The following is a 22,673-nucleotide window of genomic DNA, read 5'->3' on the forward strand; positions in this document are numbered from 1 at the left end:
CAAACTGTTCCTAAACGATTGGAGCTATGATAGACTCATCTGATCAGATTAACCATAAATTAGTGAAATAGGATGATACCCATCATAAAGATAGTTACCATTATAGAAAGTTAACTTAGTCACTATTGCGGAGGTAAACATGAGGATATTTCAATTTAAACAAGAGTCAGGGAAAAAGATAACCAAATTTGATTCTAATTTTGTAATGTCACGTATTACGCAGACCAACAAAGCAGCTCATATCGGATGTATGCATTTAGCTGAAGGTGGAGTAGTAGGTTATCACCAAGCTGTGGTTCCTCAACTCCTTTTGATCGTAAGTGGAGAGGGTTGGGTTAGAGGTGATGAAGCAAATGAATACATCAAGGTTCGTTGTGGCGAAGCGGTTCTCTGGGATAAACATGAATGGCACGAAACCAAAACAGAAACTGGACTCATGGCAATTGTAATTGAAAGCGAAGAGTTAGACACTTCATTATTGACGCCTTTAGAAGTTATTGTATAAAAAAAAGCAGACCTGCACCTAAGCCGGTAACAGGACTGCTCCTTTAAACATAAATCTCCTTAAACTCGAACAGGTTCAAATGTCAGAATAGAACTGATTTCCTCATAGCTACGTGCTACAAAATGAGGTTGATGATCAGATTCCGGCAGCGCCTCCCGATGGTTGAACCAGATAACTGTCCAGCCCGCATCCACTGCACCTACCACATCATTACGCCACGAGTCTCCGATGTAATAGCTGGAACGGGCATCTGTCCCGGCCTGCTGACTCACATATTCAAACAACCTGCGATCTGGCTTCGCATAACCAGTCATACCGGAGATGAAGATCAGATGCTCGTCCACGAGACTAAGCACATCCAGTGCTTCAAGCTTGCGCCGCTGATGTTCTCCTTCTCCATTGGTGATTAGACCAACAGTATGGCCTTCTGCCTGAAGCTTTCTGATCAGCTCATACGCTCCTTCAAAAGGCACAATCTCGAACTGTCTGCTCAGATACTGAGCTTGCAGTTCTTCAGCCTGTCCCGATTGTAGGGGAAGTCCAAACTCCTCCATCGTCAACTCAAACCTCTGACGGCGCATTCGCTCTACCGCATCTGGCTCTGGTACAGCGGACAGATCTTCTTGTGCAGACAGCCAGTCACTGTAATAACGAAAGCGGTGATACGCCTCAGCATAAGGAAAATCATCCGGCAGGCCGAGAACGTCCTGCAACGCGCCACGAAGCGGCTGCAAGTGATCATATAAGGTGTCATCCACGTCGAAAAATATGGTTTTAGCATTATTTATTTCATTCATAATGGTTGTCTATCCTCCTGCTTTTGCGTTCAAACATTCTCTTCTTACTATATATGTATTCATTTGTCCCGTCCAAGGAGGAGCTTACTCTTTATGTTACAGCTTCGGGTCCAGAGCAACACCAATAGCAATCCTTGATTCTGACGCTCAGACAGCCATGTCGTTGAAACTATGTTAAAATAAGGATCATTAACTTAGAGGTGATGCTTATTCCTAATCCAAAAATCTTCTTCTATTAGTTATGTACGAGGTCGTGGCTTCTCTAGCCAAATCTAACCTTGCACAATGGGGATGAAGATGTTTACACTACAAAATAGTAAGAAGTTCGTTGATCCAAGCACGATTATCATCAATATCGAACCAGAATGAAGCGTCTCATGTACCACGAGCAATACGATCTCTGTACAACTATAAACGAACGAGCGGTTGGCTAACTTGGTAAACTGGAGTTAGAAGAGTAGTCCTTACATAACATTACTGCGCTACATCAAAATCAGTAGCCTTTTTAGTTAAGAAGGACTTCTTTTTTCAATCAATTACATATCGTTTCATTCGTTACTGACAGTTAGAATATATCGAGGAGGCCTTATTCATGTGGAAAGAGCATCTTCATAGCATTTCGAAGGAGTATACGTTCAGTCCCCCTGCATCTGGTGATGACATTGCAAAGATGGAAGACTCCTTACAGGTTACGCTCCCTCGTGAATTAAAAGAAATATTGCTCGAAACCAATGGAGTCAGAGCTATTTACGATTTGGGACTTATCTGGTCAGAAGATCGAATTAAGAATGAAAACAGACATTATCGGGATGACCACTCCCAAGATTACTATATGCCCTTTGATCACCTGCTCTTCTTCGGGGAAAGTGGGATTGGGGATTTATTTGCTTTTCCTGTGACAGGGGATGGAACGTGTAGAGATGACGTGTTTGTGTGGAATCATGAAAATGACAGCCGAAAATGGGTCGCACCTTCAGTGTCCAAATATTTGGAGTGGACTTTAGAAGGCAAAATAAAAATTTAGTTTACACGGACTAACGGACTCTAATCTACGATGAATAATTAGATAATTTTGTGTTTCCATTTAATGAATATTATATTAATGAACACATTACAAATGAATAAAAGGTGGAATGTAACTTATGAGTATATCAGAAAAGAAATGTCATGATTGCGGAGGAACATCTTTCGTAGAAGCATCGGATTACATCAACCTTCGTCCATTGGATAAGAAAATGACTCTCGGTGTGGAAAAAATGTACACGGTATGTCTGGATTGCGGCGAAGTTGTTTCCATTAAAGTGAAGAACCCAGAGAAGTTGCTAAAATAATAATTCCAATAAGCACATGAAAAAACACCCTAGCTCACAATTGTGAAATAGGGTGTTTTTTCATGTGCATCACGACATATGTGTCTTCAAACTATACAATTAACGATACAACCTTACCTGCATTCACATCAATCAGGCCATGGTCCGTAATCTTCAGCGCCGGACTTACCGCAAGGGAGTGAGTACTGATCGACATGATCGGGTTGTAATGTACATATCCAAGAGACAACATCGCTGCTCTCAGTTCCTTCACTTGATGGGACACCACTGCAAGTGGTTCTTCCGTCAAAATGCCACCTACGGGAAGTTCCAGATGGGACAGCACCTTGCCGTCTTCCACCACACAGAAGCCACCCTGGCTCGAAATTACTGTGTTAGCTGCGATTATCATATCTTCACGATTACGTCCTACAACCAGCAGGTTGTGATTGTCGTGTGAGTATGTCGTTGCAATGGCCCCACGCTTGATGGTGTCTCCACCAATCAGACCATGTGCACGATTGCCGTTCACGCCATAACGTTCAAAGGTCGCGATCTGCGCATATCCGCTTTCTTCCCATAACAATTCACCATCCGAAGACTGAACCGGTGCAATATGTTCTTCTACAAAAGTAGAACCATCCTTCACCATCATGACACGGCATGGGTACTCACCTTCACCAGCGAGATCAACACCTGATCCACTGACTTTTGGGTCTGACAACTGAATTGCAAAATCTGCTACGCCCAACTTCTCCAACTGTACACTCTTATAGAAGTGAGGTGGGAACTGCCCGGTTATGCGTTCCTGCTTATACGGTTCGTAATCGTCATAAGCTTTGCGGCCGTTTTTGTACACCTGATCAATAGCGAGCTCCTCCAGGTTGGATACCAACACATAATCGGCCACTTTGCCTGGGGCCACGCTGCCACGATCGGTCATTTTCATTCGGGAAGCAGGGGTAGATGTTGCGGCGTAGATCGCATCTTCCGGACGCATCCCCATCTGAATCGCTTTACGTACAATATGATTCAGATGACCATGCTCCACCAGTGAATCCGGCATCACATCATCTGTTACAAAGCAGAAGTGCTGTGCCACATCATGTTGAATCAGGTACTCCATGACTTCCGGTGTCATTGATTTCTCCTGGATTTCAATAAACATACCTGCCGCAATCCGCGCCTGCAATCCCTCAATGCTCTGATGAGTATGGTCCGAATCGATACCTGCGTAGATCAGTCGATGCAGATCAAGTCCGAGCAGTTTCGGTGTATGTCCTTCGATCACAAGATCAGGATAGTTTTTGCGGATATGCTGTAAAATCTGGTTTGTCTTACACTCCGGATCACGGATGACATCGACATAGTTCATGATCTCGCCCAGACAAATGATCTCGCCAGTGGCGAGCAACACGTCCATATCTTCGATTTCAATCGAACCACCTGTTGTCTCCATCGGGGTTGCCGGAACGGAACTTGGGATCGCATAGAACATGTCCACCGTCGTCTCCCGACTCGCAGCCATCATCTCCTGCACACCTTCCAGCCCAAACACATTCGCCATCTCATGCGGTTCAGCTACAATGGACGTTACTCCACAGCCAATCAGACCATGGGAGAAGGTTTCCGGTGTCACCATTGTACTTTCGATATGCAGATGGATATCGATCAAGCCAGGAATCATGTATCTTCCCCGCGCATCAATGACCTCGTCTGCCTGAATCATCTCCGGTCCGCCGGGTCCAACATATAGGAATCTGCCGTCCAATACAGCGACGTTGTTCATTTCAAACCGTTTATAATAACTGTTATACACATGTACATTAACAATCAGTTGATCTGCACGCATGGGGCATAATCTCCTTCTTCACAAGCATTTCACCGCGATGCCAACCGGACAATGAACCTGCACTTTAATCTGCTGTACTGCACATGACTGCGCACCACTGCCCTCGTCCGGAATCATCGCATGAGTTGCCTTCTTTACTGCTCTTATTTCCTCAAGCTATTCCAACCATTCACGACTACTCCACCAGTACAAGCTTGTCCTGTGGGAAAATCAAGCTAACACGCTGCCCACTAAGGTACGGTGTTTCCATCTCCTGATTTGCTGTAAAGTCACCCAGCTCCGTCTCAATTACATACTGATAACTGCGTCCCAGATACGTGCTGACTTTGATAATCCCCGGCAAAGCATTCACCACATCCGCAGAAGTATCTCCACTAACGATCAGATCATCCGGGCGAATCGCGCCTTTACGAGCACCCGGACGTGCTGTTCCGGGATGTGCTGTTGCAGTAAATGTGCGTCCACCTGCGGTCAGTGTGATCACTTCACCTGCATCACTACGCTCCGCGAATTCAATGAAATTATGGAACCCGATGAATCGTGCTACAAACTCCGTTGCCGGATATTTGAAAATGGTTTCCGGGCGGTCGAGCTGCTCAACCACACCTTTGTTCATAATCGCTACCTGATCCGAGATCGAGAAACACTCTTCCTGATCATGAGAGACATACAACGTTGTAATGCCCAGCTCTTGCTGAATCCGGCGAATCTCCACCCGCATGTTAAGGCGCAGGTTGGCATCCAGGTTACTGAGCGGTTCGTCGAACAAGAGCAGGTCAGGTTCAATGACCAATGCGCGGGCAATCGCCACACGTTGACGCTGTCCACCGGACAGTTCTTGTGGAAAACGTTTCTCAAATCCATTCAGGTTAACAACTTCCAGGATTCGCATCACACGGGAAGAGATATCCTTGTCTTTTACTTTACGCATCCGCAGGCCAAAGGCCACGTTGTCATAGACAGATAGATGCGGGAATAACGCATAACTCTGAAATACAAATCCGAAGTTCCGCTTGTTCGCCGGAACCTTTGTATAATCCTTGCCGCCGAACATAAACTTGCCCTGTGATGCTTCCAGAAATCCGGCGATGAGGCGCAGCGTAGTTGTTTTGCCGCAACCGCTCGGTCCGAGCAGGGAGAGCAGTTTACCTTTTTCCAGCTCCAACTGAAAATCCTTCAGGATTGTCTGCTTATCGTATGCCACGGATACGTGGTCTAATGTCAGCAATGCCATAGCGTTCTGCGCCTCCAATTAACGTTTAGTAAAGTATGAAAATCCGCCCATGATCCGTTCGATCACGAACATTAAGAGTCCGGTCAGTACCATCAACAGCACGGAAATCGCTGCAATCGTTGGGTCAAAATAATTCTCCACATACGTCAGCATCTGGATCGGTAATGTGCTTACCCCTGGTCCGGTCATGAACACCGAGATGTCCACGTTGTTGAAGGACTCCAAGAAGGCAATCAACACCGCAGCGATAATTCCTGAGCGGATGTTAGGAAGCACGATCGTGAAGAACGTTCTTACGCGTCCCGCGCCAAGACTCAGCGCAGCTTCTTCCACTGCAAAGTCAAAGCTCGACAGACTCGATGCGATAACTCGAATGATAAATGGAAGCATGATAATCGTATGACCGATCAATAGTCCGAGATACATTGGCAGATGGTAGATTACGATCAGGTATTTCATCAATGTAAAACCAAGCACGATTCCCGGGATCAGTACCGGGGACAGGAACAGTGCGTTCAGCACAGACTTGCCTTTGAAATCGTAACGACTGAGTGCATACGCAGCCGGAACTCCGAGCACCAGCGCCAACAGGTTCCCCAGCAGGGAAATGATGATGGACGTTTGGAATGTGCGGAGGAATCCGCCTGTGTTGAAAATGTTCTCATACCAGCGGAAGGAGAACCCTTCCGGCGGAAATTTGAGTACCGTTCCCGGTTCAAACGAAGTGACCGATATGATCAGAAGCGGGCCCAGCAGAAAGATAAAGACCAGCAGACTGAACAGGCCCAGCCCGATATGTTTCTCCCGCATATGTCTACCCCTTCGGATTTAAAGTTTTGGCCATTTTGTTCATGACACCGACCACGACAAATGTAATCACAATCATAATCGCGGCAACAACCGAGGCCAGATACCAGTCGTTGAGGGTCATGGCGTTTTGATACAGGAACGTAGCAATTACACGCTGTTTTCCTCCAAGGAGGGCAGGTGTGGTATACGCCGTCAGGCTTCCGACAAAGACAAGCACGGCTCCGATCACAAGTCCTGGCACAGCCAGTGGGAACACGACCCGGCGGAATGCCGTAATACGCGAGGCGCCCAGACTTTGTGCTGCTTTGAGCAGGTCACCGTCAATGTTCTCCAGCACGCCCACCAGAGAGATAATCATCAATGGCAGGAACAGGTGTGTCAGACCGATCATCATCGCTGCCGGCGTGTACAGAATGTCCAGCGGCTTGTCCACGATACCAAGGCCTACAAGGGTGTTATTAATCAGCCCTTTGCGTCCAAGAATGATCATCCAGCTAAACGAGCGCACGACCGGGCTCGTCAGCAGTGGGAAGATCGCCAGTGCCAGCAAAATACCTTTGCGGCGCGGCGCTTTCTGCGAAATATAATAAGCTGTCGGGAATCCGAGCACCACACAGACGATGGTGGTGACCACGCTGACTTGCAGCGTCGTAAGCAATATTTTCAAAAAGTATGGGTCTCTGAAAAAATGCATGTATCCTTCAAATGTGAAGGAGTTTTCTTGGAAAAACGTCGATCCGATCGTCAGGACAATCGGAATGATCATAAATGCCGCCAAAAACACGAATCCCGGCAGCAATAGCCAGTAGATTACTGATTTCTTCATCGCGATACTCCTGACTTGTAAAATGGTTTTATTCACACGTTTCACTGGCGCACATTTCAAAAATAAACGTCCATGTTTAGCGCACCAGCCGTTCCGGTTACGAATCGTTCTTACGATCGCTGTTATCCTTGGATTTTCTTGATCTCCTTCTTAATAGAAGGAAAAATCCAAGGATAGTGTATGCTTCCGAAGTAGCTTTCTTTCAGAAAGCTTTTAGGCGAACGCTTCGCTTCTTCAGAATCGATTTCGTCCCCTACACTACCAGCTGATTACGTAAGGATTGATTTTAGACTGAACCCCAATGCCGTGAAGATCATAGCTACGCGTTTAACGCGTTGATAAACAGTTCAAGGAAGCTTTCTGCGTCTACGGTTTCGCAGACGAGGGTGTTGGGCTGCTCGCCCAAACGGTTTTGGAAGTCACATACCATCTGGCCATCGCACAGGCGGCTGGCGGTTTCGACATCGACGTAATAGGATTTGCGTCCTACCAGTTCCGGGGCAAGGGCTACGCCAACGGCTAGTGGATCATGTAACGCGCAAGCGCGGACGCCGTTCATTTGTTCGTAACGGTTGATGTAAATCTCCGTGCTCTGAGCAACGTACGCGCGCAGTGCAGGATCTGTGAGACGCTCAATCGTTTCTTCATTCAGCAGCGTTTGACGCGTTACATCCAGTCCGACTTGAGTAAGCTTCTCGATACCTGAATGCAGTAGAATGCGAGCGGCCTCTGGATCAGCGTATGTGTTGTACTCGGCGGTTGGTGTAATATTGCCATGTCCGCGAACAACACCACCCATGAAGATGACTTCCTTCAATAAAGAAGGCAATTCAGGGCACTTCATAAGCGCGAGGGCCAAGTTCGTTAAGGGTGCGGTCATGATTAATGTCAGTTCGCCCGGATATTGCTTGGCTTGTTCCACGATGAAGTCTGGCGCAAAACCTTCCTCGGCTTTCTTAGACACGGCCGGATCAGGCAGCGCACCGCCCAATCCGTCCTGTCCATGTACCCGGTGTTCATAATGCGATTTGCGAGTGAGCGGTCCAGCTGCTCCGGCAATGACCGGAATTTCAGGTGCACCCGCGAGTTCAAGAATTTTGCACGTATTCTCTGTTGCCTGCTGGAGTGATACGTTCCCACAGACTGTGGTGATACCGAGAATGTCCAACTTCCGGCTTTTGACGGCCAGCAAAATCGCCAGTGCATCGTCAATCCCCGTGTCCACATCCAGAATGATGCGATTTTGCGCTTCACTCATCCGTTCTCAACTCCTATGCGGTGATATGGTTGCTTGCTGCAAATGATATAAGTTAAACATGTTGACCAAAGATAACTTTTAAGTCAGTCGGTTACTTGTATTTATTGTGCAATCTCACGGTTCCAGCGATCTGTCCAGCCTTTAACCTGTTGATTCACAAATTCCATATCCAGCTTGTTCAGCTTCTCAACAACTTCAGCGCCATATGTTACGCCTTCTGCTTCTTCAGCAGTCAGTTCAACCTTTGTGTTCACCGGGGAATCAACTTTAGCTTTGGCGGATTTCGCTTGTACATCCTGGCTCAGCTGCCAGTTGATGAACTCTTCAGCCAGCTCTTTGTTTTTGCTGCCCTTCACGACATTGATTGTGTTCATCACGGCATATGCACCTTCGCTAGGTGTAACAAACTTTGCATTAGGCACGGCTGCTTTCAGATCTTTGAAATACATTTCCATGATTGGTCCACCAGCAATCTCTTCTTGGGAGAACATGTTCACGAACTCGGACGTTTGGCTATAGAATTTCACTACATTGCCGCTCAGTTTTTTCAGTTCAGCAAATGCCGCATCTTCATTAAACGTATCGTTTCCAGCTACACGAGAAGCTGCATCCACAATCATTGGGCCTGCTGTTGCCGTAATATTCGGAATGGTCAGGTTACCTTCGAACGCCGGGTCCCACAGGTCACTCCATGAAGTCACTTCTTTGGATACGAGATCCGGGTTATAAGCGATACCGAGCTGTCCAACCGTGTAGGCCGGGCCATAATCTTCACCAAGTGGTGCTTTGGCAATATCATAAATGTCATTTACATTTGGAATTTTGGAGCGGTCGATTTTCTCAAACAGACCTTCATCGATACCTTGTTGTGCATAATAATCAGACAGGTAGATAACATCGACATTTGATGTACCTTGACGAATTTTATTCAGACGTTCAGCGTTATTGCCGACTTCGAGCACGATGTCTACATTATGTTCTTTTTCAAAGGGACCAAATACTTCTTCATTAAAGAAATCTTCCGAGAAGCCCCAAGTGGAGATAACCAATTTGTTCGCTGCTGTTCCCCCACTGCCTGATCCGCCTGTCGCATCATCCGTGCTGTTGCCACAACCTGCAAGTAATACTGATGTCATTGCCACTGCTGCCAAACCGCTAATCCACTTTTTCATCATGATCCTGATTCCCCCTGATATATGTGTTTTAACAACCCAACCATTAAGTTGAACTAAATTGATAACACATCTTACGTAGAAAACAGAAATAACCTGGAGAAACGAAGTGTTCGCCTTTATCACAAGATTTCTCCCTTATTTAAAGGAAATAAAAGAAATCTGGGGATAACAGCGATCGAAGGGTCTTCCTGATTTTCGAAGAATATGATGTGTTATAAAGGGTTAGTTCGACTTAAAAAACAAAAAGAAAAGCATTCTTGTATAAACAAGAACACTTTTCTTCGTAAACAAAGGAAAGCGACACCCGCTGCCGGTACATCATCGGTTTCTGCTTCAGAATCAATCCAAAGACAGACGCCATCATATGAAATTGTACGGAACCTGATCATGAATCCGGGCCATAACCTCTGTATACATCAACAAGAAATAATCCTGCCGATCCATCCTAGGCCTGTTCCAGAATTACATTCGTGATTGCCCACTGAGTGGACGCATCATAATCCCGCAATATAGCTTCAATTGGCAAACCCATGTGTTGCTCGAGCTTCTCCCGGAATTTCTTCTTATATAAGACAGACATGCGGAAGTCCACTTCCAGCTTTAAGCCGGGGGCCTCCCCTTCCAGGGCATCAGAGCGCGGTGAACGTCGGTGCTTCGCGTAGAAGGTCACAATATTCTGGTCAATGGTCACTCTCAGGAGAGTGGTGCCAAATCCGAACAGTTCCTTCGAGATTTCGTTATAATACTGGCACATCTTCTTCTTGCTCTCATTGCTGTCCAGTAGTTCCATGAACTCACCCACATCTCTTACTACCGTACATTCGACGTGTTAACACGATTGATTATACATAAATCTTCTGAAATGAGCAACCCAAAAGATATACTTAACATGTAAATCACACACAGAAGCGAACGATAAGACATTTACCCCCAAAAACAATTCGTCTTAAACCACGGTGAATTTACATTAAAATGCCTGCATGTCAGTCCTATACTATTGTTACTTCTAAACTACGTTTTAATACACAGCATTCGAGTCTTCGTTTCAACTTTCTCTCTGTAGGGGTATTAATTCCTGCGAAACATAGACAAACTTCGTCATCAACCGTTAAAATGAGACACAATGTTGACATGTTTTTATTTTCTAGAAATTGGAGGCTTATACCATGAAATGTCCAGTATGTAATCATGAAAATGGAGATGCCCATTTTTGCGAGAGGTGCGGCTCTAATCTAACGCAAACCACCTCTTCGCCAACTCCTGTACCAAACCCGGAATCTGCTGCTGCTTCCGAACCCGAATATACTCGTTGGTCCAGCACCCAGGCTACATCTTCTCAGTCCGCTCCATCCAACACACCATCCGTATCTATTCACAAGGAACAGGCAAGAGAATCAACAGGCACCAATGACCATGCTTCTGCAGGAGACAATAGCTCCAATCAGTGGAATAATATCGTGCAGAATGAGAAAGTTCAGCAAGCCAAAGAAGTAAGTAAACAGTATCTATCCTATTTCCTCAGTGTATTGGCCCGTCCTTATCAGACGATGAAAACCGTTGGCGACCAGCATTCACTAAACGGATGGCTAACGATGGCGCTGATTGCAGTTCTATCTTCTACATACTTCTTAATTACCTTTAGTCGCATAGGCATGGACGGCTTGTTCATTGGTGGATTTTTAAGGCCGCTATTGTTCACCGTCATTATCCTAATTGCCTCAATTGCACTGATGTACGCTATTCTGAAGATTGAAAAAATAACCTTCCGTCCCAAAACATTGGTTGCCCAGTTCGGTACATTGCTTGTTCCTGCTGTAGTATCCCTTGTTCTGGCGAATCTGTTTATTATTATCTCGTATTCCATCGCGATCTCCTTGCTTGCTGTCTCATATATCATTGTCTTTGTCGCTCTGAACTCGGTGCTGTTCCAATATCCACTGAATCGCACCAAAGCAGCCATCGACAGCATGTACAGTGTGCTGATCGCCAATGCGGTCGTGTTCTTTATTGTTTATCAATTGCTGGGTGAAATTATTATTGGACTGATCAGCCTGATGCTTTCACCATTTGGTCGTCTGTAAAATAGTTCAGTTGGAATAAAGCTGTTTGCACTCGTTACTTCGATGACAGAACAACCTTCCGATCGCTGTTATCCCATTAGATTATATTAAGGCGTTCCCTGCTCACGCGGGGAACGTCTTTTTTTGATTTTCCAAGACAGCGTTGCGCCGAATATGTTTCATACACTATAATGTGTAGTGCAACAGGTATGTTCTTATTTACGTAATAAACCAATCCAGCAACTCTCGTTACGTAATGAGAGGATTCATCGTTGCCATAAACACTACATTATGTAGTGTATTAATCACTCATTTTACAAAGAAAGCAGAGGAACTCTCTATGGACATGACTCATATGGATCATATGCAAATGGAGCACGAGGCAGGTACATCCTACCTGTGGCTCATCGTAGGTGTAATCGTGTTGCTGTTCTCCATCGCTGCCTATATCTGGGCATCACGCACACAGGGCAAAATCCTGGGCCACATGAAAAAGAAAGAGCGGGCGGACATTCAGAAAAAAAGTCGATCCCTTCGGCTGGCTGCACATTCAATGATGGCTGTGTCGATTATTACGTTTGGCCTTTTCTTCATGCAAGGGGCAGGTAAAACATATAATGTAGCTGATCTGGAGTCCAACGCGACAATCGACGTGACGGACGATAAATATTACGGGGCTGACCATACGGAGGACCCTATTCAGTATGAGATGAAGATCCCGACTTCAGGGCCGCATAATCCGCATGATATCAAGTTTGGATTTTACACCGACTTCCCGGGTTATAATTACCTGGTACACAATCTGGAGCACGGGGATATCATCATCTATTATCGTGAGAACGCAAGCGAGGATTTGAAGGAACATCTGAAATACCTCGCTAAATTCCGCGAAGCCGGAGCAGGTATTCTGGCTGTACCCAACAAGGATATTCCCGAAGGCAGTGAAGTCGTGGTGACCGCATGGACCAAAACGATGAAGCTCGACCAATTCGATGATGCCAAGGTGGGTACTTTTATTAATAAATATATTAACCAGGGACCTGAAAAGATTCCTGCCTCTGTTCGCCAGGGCGGCGGAACAATGTAATCAGGTAATCACTCAGTTATATGAAGCCCCTCTAAGGAGTAACCATGAGGTTTCTTCCAATGATGGGCATGGTCAATATAGGATTGAAACGAAACTAGCTCCCGGATCAAATTGACTCGGGGGCTAATTCTTTATGGACCGGATGCCGATATTTCAAGTAGAAAACTGTATATTGGATATACAATACATACGAACCAAAGAAGAACGACAAACACCAAGTAAAGAGACAAAGAGACGATTGATTCAACAGATCAAGGGGGAACACTTTTACCAATGAACAGTTTGTTTATGAGGATCTTTTTATTTTTTTCCTGTCTGATGCTAGCCTCGGGTGCGGTTCTTGGCATTACCATGTACCGTTCATCGGCTCACCTGGTCGAACAATCCATGGGGATGCAGGCACAGGCTGTGGCTGAACGGGCAGTAGCAATAATTGACACCTCTCTGTATGCACCACTCAGTACCGGACAGGAGGAGACAGCGTATTATGGCACATTGCGTGAGCAGCTTAGTCAGCTGCGCGAGGCCAATGGGCTCAAATATCTGTACACACTTGGTACTCGCGAAGAAAATGGAACAAATACATATTTCTACGTTGTGGATGGGGCTGCTGCGGATGTGGCAGAGGATGACTTCTCCCCTTACGGTTCCGCAGAAGAGACCCATTATGAAGGAATGCTGCAAGCTTTTGAACAGAATGAGCCTATTCGGGGTGAACTCACACAGGATGAATATGGCGCTACCATTACAGCATATGTGCCGATCCATGGAGATGACGGAAAAGTACTGGGGCTGGTCGGTGCGGATCTGGACTCCACTGCGGTCTATGAACTGATGTCCCGCAACCGTATGACCATGATCTGGACAGCCTTGGCTATTGTTCTGCTGAGTGTCTTGCTGGTGTATGGATTCGCCCATTACTTGACCCGACCATTGGTGAAGTTGAAGAAGTTAATTACCCAGGTAGGAAAAGGCGACCTGACCGTCAACGTTGAACTTAGTCGCAAGGACGAGGTGGGACAGCTCGCTTCCGAGTTCAAACATCTGGTTACAGGTACCCGGGATGTCATGACGGGCATCCGTCAAAGCTCCGATTCTCTGCTAGAGGCTGCAGAAGGTGTATCGAAACATTCACAGGCGACTGCCGAAGCTAGTCAGCGTATTGCCGAGCATACCAATCATACGGCCAATGGAGCTGCAGAACAGGTAGCACGTGCAGGCGAAGTCACAGTAGCCATGGAAGAGATTACGCGTAGCATGCAGCATATTGCCAATTCTTCCTCCATGGTCGCGGATGTCTCACAGGAAACGACTAATAACGCGGTGCAAGGTCAAGCCAACATCAACACGGCGATTGACAGCATGGACAAAATTCATCAAGCAAATGTGCAGATGGTGGCCTCCACCTCTCAGCTGGAGCAGTACTCAGGTAAAATTGAATCGGTGGCACATCTGATGAAAGGCATCGCTTCACAGACCAATCTGCTCGCACTTAATGCAAGTATTGAAGCGGCTCGTGCAGGAGAGTATGGCAGCGGGTTTGCGGTGGTTGCCTCAGAGGTTCGCAAGCTTGCGGGGGAATCAGAGCAATCATCCCAGCATGTAACCGAACTGATCGCCGAGATGACACGCCAGACCGCCCTGTTGTCAGAACATATGTCTGCCAGCACATCAGCAGTTCAATCTGGTCTCGCTGTTGTTCAGGAGGCAGGCCGTTCATTCACATCCATTCATACCGGGATAGAGACGATGAATGAACGTCTGCACGAAGTATCCGCAGCATCTGAGCAGCTGTCTGCCAGTGCAGAAGAAGTATCCGCTTCTGTGGAGGATATGGAACATATCTCACGCGAATCCTCTTCAAGTATCCAACAGGTGTCGCACGCTACCGGAAGCCAGTTGCAATCTATGGATGAGATGCGTGCATCCGCCGAATCTCTCCGTGTACTGTCCAGTGAGCTGAACGGATTGATTAGTCGATTTAAAATATAGCGGGCAGCTTAGATTGTTATACAGATTGAACTAAAGAATATTCACACATGCCACTTCGATGACAGAACAAACTTCCGATCGCTGTTATCAATCTATATAAAATCAGCCCAAAACAAAAAGCCGCACGGCAGGGACGGGATTATGGGGGTCAACCCCATTTCCGGACACTGCCTGCGGCTTTATTTTTGTTGTACCTTTAAGGATGGCAAGCCCTAAGGCTACCTGAATTAGTATCGCTGCGGAGCAGCTTTTTTACCCAAATCCGTCATGTACGTAAAGAACGCTTCCGGATCGGTATCATACACCAGTTGTACTGGACGTCCGTCTGCTTGCTCCACCGTGCGGCCCTGGCTAGGACCATCCGGGATGACAATGCAATTTACGGTTTTCTTCTTCACGATGTCCTCGCGTCCAACGGAAGCCGTTGTCAGCACGTCCCACAGATAGTATGTGGAATTTGTCTCACTGTACACCAGTGGCGGACAACCTGCGTAACAGTTACCCAGGAAATCAACGCCTTCGAAGCGACGCTCCGCTGCCCAGCGGTTACGAACGGCTGGAGTCAGAGGTACTTTGTTTGTGCTTTCCAGTGCAACCAGATCGATCTGGATGCCACTTTGCCATACACGGTAAGCCGCTTCCGGGTCCCAGAATACGTTCCATTCAGCTGTGCCATCATGCTCAGGTTCTTCTACGTTACCACGCTCAAATGTACCGCCCATCCATACCAGCTTGTCGATTTTCTCTTCAATGTCTGGTGCTTCGTCGAGTGCACGCGCAAGGTCAGTCAGTGGGCCTGTGAACAGGAGCAACGTTTTGCCTTCGGTATTGCGCACTTTCTCGATCAGATGCTGGTGTGCTGGAACAGTAGAGAGTGGTGCTTCCATTTTGCCGGATTCATTCAGTACTGGAAGTGCATCTACATAGAAGGAATGCAGTCTCCACGCCGCAGGAAATGGATTTTTCCCTCTGGAGTTGGATTTGGATACCTCTACGGAATATGTACCGAAACGATCGATGATTTTACGGCTGGCATCTGTTGCTGGCTCCAGATATCCGTCTGCCGGAATAACCGATACGCCGGTTACATGTACATTGTCCATTTGCAGAAGCATGAACAGCGATACGAGGTCATCTACGCCGCCGTCATGGTTGAAATACACATTAAGTTGGTTCGTCATGCTTGCTTTCATCCTTCCCCTGGTTGTCCCATTGTTGTTAATTCTTCCGTCTGCCCTAAGCCGACGCTTCCTCTATTATGTCCCAAAACACTTGGTTACGTAAACCTTCCCCATACAAAGAAAGCCAGGATTACGTCTCATCCTGCGGATATTTTACAGTTCCACCATTCCATCTCAGGAGGACAACTGGTAGAGGTCATTATCGTTCGGAAAATAAAGAAATGGACAGCAGGCTTGAAGCCCAGCCGTCCATCTGACCCAATCCATGCATTACATGGACTGGTTCTGTTTCTCTTCATTCTTCTCTGCAATCGGCACATATTTGCCTGGCCAGAAGGCCCATTTGCCCAGCAATGCGGTGATCGCCGGTACCATGAACGGACGAACCAGGAAGGTATCCAGCATCACACCAACAGCTGTGATTATACCAAACTGCACCAACACCTGAATTGGTAATGTAGCAAGTACCGCAAACGTTCCTGCCAAGATCAGACCTGCTGATGTAATAACAGAGCTTGTCTCGCCAACACCTTCTCTAATCGCTTGACGAAGCGGCATCGTTTTGCGTTTCTGCCAGATGCTAGAGATCATGAAGATGTTGTAGTCTTCACCCAGTGCCACGAGGAATACGAAGGAATACAGCGGAATCGCTCCCTGAATGGCATCTGCGCCAAGTCCGTAGTGAATGATGATCCAACCCAGACCCAATGCAGAGAAATACGATAGAACAACCGTTGCAATCAGATACGCCGTAGCTACAACTGAACGCAGATATAATAGTAATAACAATGTAATCATGCCGATGACCACTGGAATAATGATCTTGGCATCCCGTTCTCCGGTTACTTCAATGTCATACTGTTCAGCTGTCTGACCATCGATCCAGACCTGACTGTCCACATTAGCTACACCAGCGTCTTGAAGCGCCTGTTCCGCAGTAGCCCGCAGATCTGGAATATGCTGCATTGCCTCCATGGAATATGGATTCAGATTAAATTCCACATCAAAGGCGGTAATGTTGGCATTCTCGGCACCCTGCTGAGCATCGCCTACTTTGCTAATGTAATCCAGCGATTCGAGACGCTGCTTCAGATCAGTTTCTTTGCCTTCGGCATCAACGATCACTTTCACTGGAGCCAGCTCACCTTGGGAGAACTGTTCGCCGATGACGGTGAAACCTTCGCGGGAAGGCACATCCTCTGGGAAGGAAGACAACAGATCATACGTGAATTTAACCTGAGTAGAGAATGCCGCCAGTCCTCCCAGCAATACCAACGTAATTGCAAGAACGGTCCATGGCTTTGTTACTACAACACGGCCAATCCAGCTTTCCTTCACTTTGCGCGGGGCAGGAGCCGGTTTACCTTTTTTCTTGGCACGTTCCACTTCCATCTCATGGGTACGCGGTACGAACGGGTAGAATGAACCCCGGCCAAAGATCGCGAGAAGTGCCGGAACCAGCGTCAGACTTGCAATAAACATGATAAAGATGGACAGACTGAATGGTACGGCAAAACGATGATATGCACCATATTCAGCCAGCAACAGCACCAGTAGTGCTGCAACGACCGTGAACCCACTCATGGCAATGGCGCCGGAAGATCCGGTGATTGCCTGGAAGATGGCTTTCTTTTTGTCCGGCTCATGATAGAGAATTTGGCGGTATCTGGAGATCATGAACAGGCAGTAGTCCGTTCCTGCTCCAAATAACAATACAGTCATGATTGAGATCGACTGTGCGTCCACCGTAATCCAGCCCTGATCCGCCATGAATCCCAGAATCGGGCTTGTCACCATATACGCGAAACCAACAGCAATAATCGGGATAATCGCCAGCACTGGCGAACGATAGATCAACAGCAACAGTACTAATACCAGTACAACCGTAGCAATCAGCAAGGATACATCGGCGGAGGAGAATAGCCCGCTCGCATCAATGGATATTCCTACTGGCCCTGTTACACGGGCAACCAATGTATTGGTATCATCTATGGCTACATCGAACGGGTTTGCCCCGAAGATGTCTTGTGTTTTTTGCTCAAGCGCTTCAATACCTTCCTTCAATTGTTCCGAATCGGCACCTTCATTGAAGAAAAGTGGCATAACCAAGGTACTTCCGTCTTCCGAAAGCTGGCCTTTCAATGCCTGTGGTGGCAATTGATAAAGTGGCACAACGGACTGTTGTTGTTCTACCGGATCTTGATCCAGTCGCTCCGTTAATGCCTGAATGTTCTGAATCTGCTCATCCGTCAGACCGCCGGCTTGACGCCATACGATCAGTGCGGGCAGTCCTTCACCGCCAGGGAATTCCTTCTCGGCAAGTGCAGCTGCCTGAACCGATGGCTTGGATTCACTCAGATCCTGTGCGTTATTGGTTTCACGATCACCTACAGCAGGCCATACCATGCCAAGCACAACAGCGATAATGATCCATACCAACAGTGTAATCCATTTGCTTCGTTTGCCGGCAACCCAGCGGCCGTAACCCGAACCTTCCTGCATTGTCTCTTCATCTCCCTATTCTGTTTCTATGAAGCCCTAATATATATGATGGTGTAGTAATGAACCACGGGTCATAGTATAATCGAGTTAATTATATATACCGGAAGGTTAATTTTGCAATGCCTAATTTTGTGAACACTTCTAACAAGCAATTAAATACGTAAAGAGGTATGTACTTATGAGCAAAAAAACAAACATTCCCCGTTCACCGGGTAGACCCAAAACAGGTGTGGATCAAGCATCTGTGCAATCCAACATATTGATGACAGCTTCACGATTGTTTATGGAATACGGGTATGAACCCGTCTCTCTCCAGCAGATTGCTTCATTATGCAATGTAACCAAAGCATCGATCTATTATCACTTCTCCAGCAAAGCCGATCTGTTCACCGTAGCCATTACACGCATGATGGCGATGGGCATGCACCAGACTTCACTCCGTCTGGATGAACCAGGTACGTTGCAAGAGCGGCTGATCAAGGTTGCCGAAGCGAAGATGCAACACTCCCATATTGAAACGGAGACCATGATGCGAGAAGCCGAGAAACATCTGGACCCGGAGCAGCTCGCTCAGATTCGAGAAGCGGAGGTTCGTATCTTTGAAGTGCTAGCCACCCATTTTCAGAAGGAGATGGACAATGGTTATTTGCGGGTCGGGAACCCCATGCTGCTTGCCCATGCGTTTACGTCACTGCTGATGCTCGCGAACCGCGAAGATGTACGCAACATGAATGGCGGCAGCATCGAGGAACTTGCACGGGAACTGGTGGGGCTATTTCTGGATGGAGCGGTTAAGCGGAACTAATAATCGCCCCAGACTCTAGCCAATGCGGCAATACCCGGGTCAATGCGTTCCGGTTCTATTCCGGCAAAACCGATAATGAACTCTCTTTTGCCGTCTGCTGGTTCGCTCCCGTTCGCCCACAAATATTCCGTTGAACTGATCTGTATCCCTGCATCTATCGCTTTGGTCACCATTTCTTGGGATGACTGTGTGGTTGCCATTCGCAATATCAGATGGAAGCCGGAATGTTGACCCCTTATTTCGGCCCGATCCCCGAAATGCAGATGAATGGCCTGAACGATCAGGTCATGCTTTCGTTTGTAGACATTACGCATTTTACGAATATGTTTGCCCAGTTCCCCTTCACGCATGAACATCTCCAATGTCCGTTGATGGAGCCGTGAAGCTGATTGTTCGAATAGAATAGTCTTATACATTTCGCGAAAATCATCCATAAATTCTCTGGGAAGTACCATGTAATGGATACAAAGAGCAGGTGCGAGGACCTGTGAGAACCCACCCATGTAGATCACGCGGCTTCCTTCACGCAGCCCCTGCATGGAAGGGATTGGTCTTCCATGATACCGGAACTCCCCATCGTAATCATCCTCGATGATATATGCCTTTGTTCGTTCCGCCCAATCCAGCAACGCCAATCTTCGGGTAATCGGCATGGTCATACCTAGTGGAAATTGGTGAGAGGGCGACACACCCGCCAATTTCACCCCGGCCTGTTCCAGCTCCCTCAGGTTTATGCCATCAGGGTCCAGAGAGATCGGGACAACCTGATAACCATAATTGCGGAATGTGCCAGGTAACAGTCGGTATCCAGGATTCTCTACACCTATGGAATGCATTGATTCTCCCTTGTGAAGCAAGGTCTGTGCTAATAGGGACATTAGCAGATGCTGTTCAGCACCCACAACAATCTGCTCTGGAGAACAGCTGACTCCCCTGAACTGCGCAAGATAGACAGCAATTTCACATCGTAGCCCCCATTCTCCCTGAGGGTCCCCATAGAACAATAGCTCCTTCGCTTCTTCCCGCCAGATTCGATTAACATATTGGTGCCACTTGGCAATTGGAAACAGGCTGAAATCATTGCGTGACATATGAAAATCATATTGAACTGCTCGGGCAGGGCGTATTGCCTGATGATCTGACCACGTCGTTCGGGCCACGGGAGCTTGTCCGGCTGTCTTTTTATCTCTTTGCCCAATCTGCATGGCATGATCGCTGTCCACCATGGCACGAACACGATAACCACGACGTGGTTGACTGTATATATATCCTTCGGCGATCAATTGTTGATAGGCCCACTCCACCGGAGTGGTGCTTATCCCAAGCATCTCGGCAAGCTTTCGCACCGAAGGCAATCGGCTATACTCAGCCCAATCCCCGTGAATGATTTCCCTTTTGATATGATCCGAGAGCTGTACATAGATTGGCGCACTATCGTTCTCGTCCAGCTTCGGTAATGTAATCATAATGATACACCTCATCTGTCCTGTAAAATTAATTAAAACTGTATATTTGGAAGTATACAGTATTGGGATATACTCATGTCATCATCAATATGTAACGCCAACTTTAAGAGGCAGGGCGATCTAAATCTGTCCCGCCTTGAACCCATAGGAGGAACAACTAATGTCACATTCAAAACCTTCCCCACGTATCCCCCGTCTGCTAGAAACGTCGCGCATATATCTGCGTCCTTTCGAGATTACAGATGTGGATGCTTATTTCCCCGGTCTGTTTGACGCCGAGATGCGTAGGCTGACAGGAACACAGAACAGTTTTACACGCGCTCAGGTTGAACGTTATGTTGAGAGCGCTGCACAAGATGACACCAGACTCATGCTACTTATTGCTTTACAGGAAAATGACCAGATCATCGGAGATGTCGTCCTGATGGACATGCATGCCAAGAATCGCAGTGCACATATTCGGGTTGCCATCGATCAGGCGGAGCATCAAGGAAAAGGCTACGGTAGTGAGGCGTTACTGCTTATGCTGGACTACGGCTTCGGCATCTGTAACCTGCATCGAATTGAGCTCGAGGTGTACGCCTTCAACGAGCGAGCCATTCGCACGTATGAGAAACTCGGATTCCAGCGCGAGGGTGTGAAGCGAGATGTCTTGTTCTACAATCATCAATACCATGATGCCATTCAGATGAGCATGCTGGAGGATGAGTTTAGGCAACGTCATATGAAAGATCAGGTAGGGAATGTTTAAGTTTCCGATCAGCTAAAATCAACCTAAAAAACCGGGGGATCTAATAACCCTCCCCGGTTAGAAACTTCAGATGACCCGTCAGCACCGAAAGCTCGGCGGGGGTCTTCATATACAATTCGCCGTCCGTGTCAGCTGACATCGGGACATCCGTCTTCACTTTTAGTGTAGATGCCTTGAAGTATGAAATACTCTCACTCTGAGGTTGCCAATCTCCCTCCGGCTTGTGCGACAGAATCTCTCGCAGCAGCGGAATGCCTGTCTCATGAATAATGAGCACGTCCAGTTCGCCATCCTGCAACGCATCCGGTGCAAAGGGTAATGCATTGGTTCCCAGAAAACGGCCGTTGGCTGCATAGATCATCACAGCTTCGCCTTCCATCTCTTTCCCATCCGCCTCCAGTTGGTATCGAAACGGCTCTGTATGACTAATTGTCTGTAAGGTGCTGATAAAGTAACTGAGCTTACCCAGCGCGCCTTTCAAATTCTCGTTAATATTCTGCGATGCATCACTGATCAAGCCAATACCAAAAAAGTTCGTGAACACCCGATCATTAGCTCGTCCAACATCAATGGATACCACCCGACCTGCCAGCATTTCTTGTGCCGCTGTTTCTGCATCCGGTGAAATACCGAGCGAACGCGCAAAGTCATTACACGTGCCTCCAGGCAATATACCAATCAACGGAGGATGTTGCAGATCGGCCAGTCCATTCACGCATTCATGCACCGTGCCATCCCCACCCAGGATAAACACCACATCGAATTGCTCCCCGCGCTCACGACACAGCTTCTCTCCTTCACCCGGTTCATCCGTACGCACAATGACGAGTTCATGGACAGCGGGAGCCAGCACACCAGCCACAAGGCCCACTGTATTCTCACGATTGGCCTTGCCTGAATGATGATGATGAATTAACAACGCTTTGTTAAACTCCATCCCTTTTCCTCCATTCCAATGCTTGTTAACCTTTACCCACAAAGGTCGAAGCCGTAAACAAGCCTTGCGCTAAGTACTCATCATGATTTCAAATAGGTTCCCCAACCGGATATGCATCCTAATCC

20 protein-coding genes are annotated in these 22,673 nt (G+C 47.2%); 8 read left to right on the forward strand and 12 right to left on the reverse strand.

Annotated elements, in window-relative coordinates:
- The first annotated feature begins 139 nt into the window (after nucleotides 1-139).
- On the forward strand, nucleotides 140-505 hold the full coding sequence (locus NZ043_RS07220; RefSeq protein ID WP_133386172.1) for a cupin: 366 nt from the start codon (nucleotides 140-142) through the stop codon (nucleotides 503-505).
- 59 nt (nucleotides 506-564) lie between these two features.
- On the opposite strand, the gene NZ043_RS07225 is transcribed toward NZ043_RS07220, so the two are convergent.
- Nucleotides 565-1,302: an HAD family hydrolase gene (locus tag NZ043_RS07225; protein WP_339311212.1), complete on the reverse strand. Its 738-nt coding sequence runs from the start codon at nucleotides 1,300-1,302 to the stop codon at nucleotides 565-567.
- A 592-nt stretch (nucleotides 1,303-1,894) separates the two neighbouring features.
- Here NZ043_RS07225 and NZ043_RS07230 point away from each other — a divergent pair.
- Entirely contained in the window at nucleotides 1,895-2,326 is a 432-nt protein-coding gene (locus NZ043_RS07230; RefSeq protein ID WP_133386174.1) for an SMI1/KNR4 family protein, read from the forward strand.
- Between the two features lie 118 nt (nucleotides 2,327-2,444).
- Nucleotides 2,445-2,633, forward strand: a complete 189-nt coding sequence (locus NZ043_RS07235; protein WP_036612861.1) for a hypothetical protein — start codon at nucleotides 2,445-2,447, stop codon at nucleotides 2,631-2,633.
- A 91-nt stretch (nucleotides 2,634-2,724) separates the two neighbouring features.
- Here the strand turns inward: NZ043_RS07235 and NZ043_RS07240 are convergent, their stop codons facing one another.
- The 7 genes from NZ043_RS07240 to NZ043_RS07270 form a co-directional block, all read right to left on the reverse strand.
- Nucleotides 2,725-4,464: an adenine deaminase C-terminal domain-containing protein gene (locus tag NZ043_RS07240; protein WP_339311214.1), complete on the reverse strand. Its 1,740-nt coding sequence runs from the start codon at nucleotides 4,462-4,464 to the stop codon at nucleotides 2,725-2,727.
- Nucleotides 4,465-4,639: 175 nt separating this feature from the next.
- The gene (locus tag NZ043_RS07245) at nucleotides 4,640-5,698 is read right to left on the reverse strand and encodes an ABC transporter ATP-binding protein (RefSeq protein WP_047840797.1); all 1,059 of its coding nucleotides are present in this window, start codon (nucleotides 5,696-5,698) and stop codon (nucleotides 4,640-4,642) included.
- 18 nt (nucleotides 5,699-5,716) lie between these two features.
- Nucleotides 5,717-6,508 (reverse strand): ABC transporter permease, encoded by a 792-nt coding sequence (locus NZ043_RS07250; RefSeq protein WP_017691790.1) that lies wholly within the window; start codon nucleotides 6,506-6,508, stop codon nucleotides 5,717-5,719.
- Nucleotides 6,509-6,512: 4 nt separating this feature from the next.
- On the reverse strand, nucleotides 6,513-7,334 hold the full coding sequence (locus NZ043_RS07255) for an ABC transporter permease (protein ID WP_036612869.1): 822 nt from the start codon (nucleotides 7,332-7,334) through the stop codon (nucleotides 6,513-6,515).
- A 319-nt stretch (nucleotides 7,335-7,653) separates the two neighbouring features.
- The gene (locus NZ043_RS07260) at nucleotides 7,654-8,592 is read right to left on the reverse strand and encodes a nucleoside hydrolase (protein ID WP_339311218.1); all 939 of its coding nucleotides are present in this window, start codon (nucleotides 8,590-8,592) and stop codon (nucleotides 7,654-7,656) included.
- 101 nt (nucleotides 8,593-8,693) lie between these two features.
- The gene (locus NZ043_RS07265; protein ID WP_249912792.1) at nucleotides 8,694-9,764 is read right to left on the reverse strand and encodes an ABC transporter substrate-binding protein; all 1,071 of its coding nucleotides are present in this window, start codon (nucleotides 9,762-9,764) and stop codon (nucleotides 8,694-8,696) included.
- Nucleotides 9,765-10,212: 448 nt separating this feature from the next.
- Entirely contained in the window at nucleotides 10,213-10,557 is a 345-nt protein-coding gene (locus tag NZ043_RS07270) for a Na-translocating system protein MpsC family protein (protein WP_017691786.1), read from the reverse strand.
- 376 nt (nucleotides 10,558-10,933) lie between these two features.
- Between NZ043_RS07270 and NZ043_RS07275 the strand changes: the two genes are divergently transcribed.
- The 3 genes from NZ043_RS07275 (at nucleotide 10,934) to NZ043_RS07285 (ending at nucleotide 14,906) form a co-directional block, all read left to right on the forward strand.
- A complete protein-coding gene (locus NZ043_RS07275; RefSeq protein WP_249912749.1) occupies nucleotides 10,934-11,848 on the forward strand; it encodes a hypothetical protein in 915 nt (304 codons plus the stop codon).
- A 319-nt stretch (nucleotides 11,849-12,167) separates the two neighbouring features.
- Entirely contained in the window at nucleotides 12,168-12,914 is a 747-nt protein-coding gene (locus NZ043_RS07280; RefSeq protein ID WP_339311220.1) for a DUF3105 domain-containing protein, read from the forward strand.
- A 273-nt stretch (nucleotides 12,915-13,187) separates the two neighbouring features.
- Entirely contained in the window at nucleotides 13,188-14,906 is a 1,719-nt protein-coding gene (locus NZ043_RS07285) for a methyl-accepting chemotaxis protein (RefSeq protein WP_339311222.1), read from the forward strand.
- A 227-nt stretch (nucleotides 14,907-15,133) separates the two neighbouring features.
- Here the strand turns inward: NZ043_RS07285 and NZ043_RS07290 are convergent, their stop codons facing one another.
- Both NZ043_RS07290 and NZ043_RS07295 read right to left on the reverse strand, forming a co-directional pair.
- Nucleotides 15,134-16,087: a nucleoside hydrolase gene (locus NZ043_RS07290; protein ID WP_091035973.1), complete on the reverse strand. Its 954-nt coding sequence runs from the start codon at nucleotides 16,085-16,087 to the stop codon at nucleotides 15,134-15,136.
- Nucleotides 16,088-16,357: 270 nt separating this feature from the next.
- Nucleotides 16,358-18,589: an MMPL family transporter gene (locus NZ043_RS07295; RefSeq protein WP_339311224.1), complete on the reverse strand. Its 2,232-nt coding sequence runs from the start codon at nucleotides 18,587-18,589 to the stop codon at nucleotides 16,358-16,360.
- 178 nt (nucleotides 18,590-18,767) lie between these two features.
- Here NZ043_RS07295 and NZ043_RS07300 point away from each other — a divergent pair, with 178 nt between their 5' ends.
- On the forward strand, nucleotides 18,768-19,394 hold the full coding sequence (locus tag NZ043_RS07300; RefSeq protein WP_339311226.1) for a TetR/AcrR family transcriptional regulator: 627 nt from the start codon (nucleotides 18,768-18,770) through the stop codon (nucleotides 19,392-19,394).
- On the opposite strand, the gene NZ043_RS07305 is transcribed toward NZ043_RS07300, so the two are convergent.
- Nucleotides 19,391-20,860: a PLP-dependent aminotransferase family protein gene (locus NZ043_RS07305; protein ID WP_133386181.1), complete on the reverse strand. Its 1,470-nt coding sequence runs from the start codon at nucleotides 20,858-20,860 to the stop codon at nucleotides 19,391-19,393. The two genes, NZ043_RS07300 and NZ043_RS07305, sit on opposite strands and share 4 nt — an antisense overlap.
- Before the next feature lie 160 nt (nucleotides 20,861-21,020).
- Here NZ043_RS07305 and NZ043_RS07310 point away from each other — a divergent pair, with 160 nt between their 5' ends.
- Nucleotides 21,021-21,611: a GNAT family protein gene (locus NZ043_RS07310; RefSeq protein ID WP_339311229.1), complete on the forward strand. Its 591-nt coding sequence runs from the start codon at nucleotides 21,021-21,023 to the stop codon at nucleotides 21,609-21,611.
- Between the two features lie 40 nt (nucleotides 21,612-21,651).
- Here NZ043_RS07310 and NZ043_RS07315 read toward each other — a convergent pair whose 3' ends face one another.
- Nucleotides 21,652-22,548: a diacylglycerol kinase family protein gene (locus tag NZ043_RS07315; RefSeq protein WP_249912755.1), complete on the reverse strand. Its 897-nt coding sequence runs from the start codon at nucleotides 22,546-22,548 to the stop codon at nucleotides 21,652-21,654.
- Nucleotides 22,549-22,673 lie beyond the last annotated feature (125 nt).

The sequence above is a fragment of the Paenibacillus sp. FSL k6-2145 genome (genome assembly GCF_037976585.1).
GTDB lineage: Bacteria > Bacillota > Bacilli > Paenibacillales > Paenibacillaceae > Paenibacillus.

Excerpts from the sequence above, each read along its gene's own strand:
- NZ043_RS07220 (WP_133386172.1), top strand. The coding sequence starts at position 140 with ATGAGGATATTTCAATTTAAACAAGAGTCAGGGAAAAAGATAACCAAA.
- NZ043_RS07225 (WP_339311212.1), bottom strand. The coding sequence starts at position 1,302 with ATGAATGAAATAAATAATGCTAAAACCATATTTTTCGACGTGGATGAC.
- NZ043_RS07230 (WP_133386174.1), top strand. The coding sequence starts at position 1,895 with ATGTGGAAAGAGCATCTTCATAGCATTTCGAAGGAGTATACGTTCAGT.
- NZ043_RS07235 (WP_036612861.1), top strand. The coding sequence starts at position 2,445 with ATGAGTATATCAGAAAAGAAATGTCATGATTGCGGAGGAACATCTTTC.
- NZ043_RS07240 (WP_339311214.1), bottom strand. The coding sequence starts at position 4,464 with ATGCGTGCAGATCAACTGATTGTTAATGTACATGTGTATAACAGTTAT.
- NZ043_RS07245 (WP_047840797.1), bottom strand. The coding sequence starts at position 5,698 with ATGGCATTGCTGACATTAGACCACGTATCCGTGGCATACGATAAGCAG.
- NZ043_RS07250 (WP_017691790.1), bottom strand. The coding sequence starts at position 6,508 with ATGCGGGAGAAACATATCGGGCTGGGCCTGTTCAGTCTGCTGGTCTTT.
- NZ043_RS07255 (WP_036612869.1), bottom strand. The coding sequence starts at position 7,334 with ATGAAGAAATCAGTAATCTACTGGCTATTGCTGCCGGGATTCGTGTTT.
- NZ043_RS07260 (WP_339311218.1), bottom strand. The coding sequence starts at position 8,592 with ATGAGTGAAGCGCAAAATCGCATCATTCTGGATGTGGACACGGGGATT.
- NZ043_RS07265 (WP_249912792.1), bottom strand. The coding sequence starts at position 9,764 with ATGAAAAAGTGGATTAGCGGTTTGGCAGCAGTGGCAATGACATCAGTA.
- NZ043_RS07270 (WP_017691786.1), bottom strand. The coding sequence starts at position 10,557 with ATGGAACTACTGGACAGCAATGAGAGCAAGAAGAAGATGTGCCAGTAT.
- NZ043_RS07275 (WP_249912749.1), top strand. The coding sequence starts at position 10,934 with ATGAAATGTCCAGTATGTAATCATGAAAATGGAGATGCCCATTTTTGC.
- NZ043_RS07280 (WP_339311220.1), top strand. The coding sequence starts at position 12,168 with ATGGACATGACTCATATGGATCATATGCAAATGGAGCACGAGGCAGGT.
- NZ043_RS07285 (WP_339311222.1), top strand. The coding sequence starts at position 13,188 with ATGAACAGTTTGTTTATGAGGATCTTTTTATTTTTTTCCTGTCTGATG.
- NZ043_RS07290 (WP_091035973.1), bottom strand. The coding sequence starts at position 16,087 with ATGACGAACCAACTTAATGTGTATTTCAACCATGACGGCGGCGTAGAT.
- NZ043_RS07295 (WP_339311224.1), bottom strand. The coding sequence starts at position 18,589 with ATGCAGGAAGGTTCGGGTTACGGCCGCTGGGTTGCCGGCAAACGAAGC.
- NZ043_RS07300 (WP_339311226.1), top strand. The coding sequence starts at position 18,768 with ATGAGCAAAAAAACAAACATTCCCCGTTCACCGGGTAGACCCAAAACA.
- NZ043_RS07305 (WP_133386181.1), bottom strand. The coding sequence starts at position 20,860 with ATGATTACATTACCGAAGCTGGACGAGAACGATAGTGCGCCAATCTAT.
- NZ043_RS07310 (WP_339311229.1), top strand. The coding sequence starts at position 21,021 with ATGTCACATTCAAAACCTTCCCCACGTATCCCCCGTCTGCTAGAAACG.
- NZ043_RS07315 (WP_249912755.1), bottom strand. The coding sequence starts at position 22,548 with ATGGAGTTTAACAAAGCGTTGTTAATTCATCATCATCATTCAGGCAAG.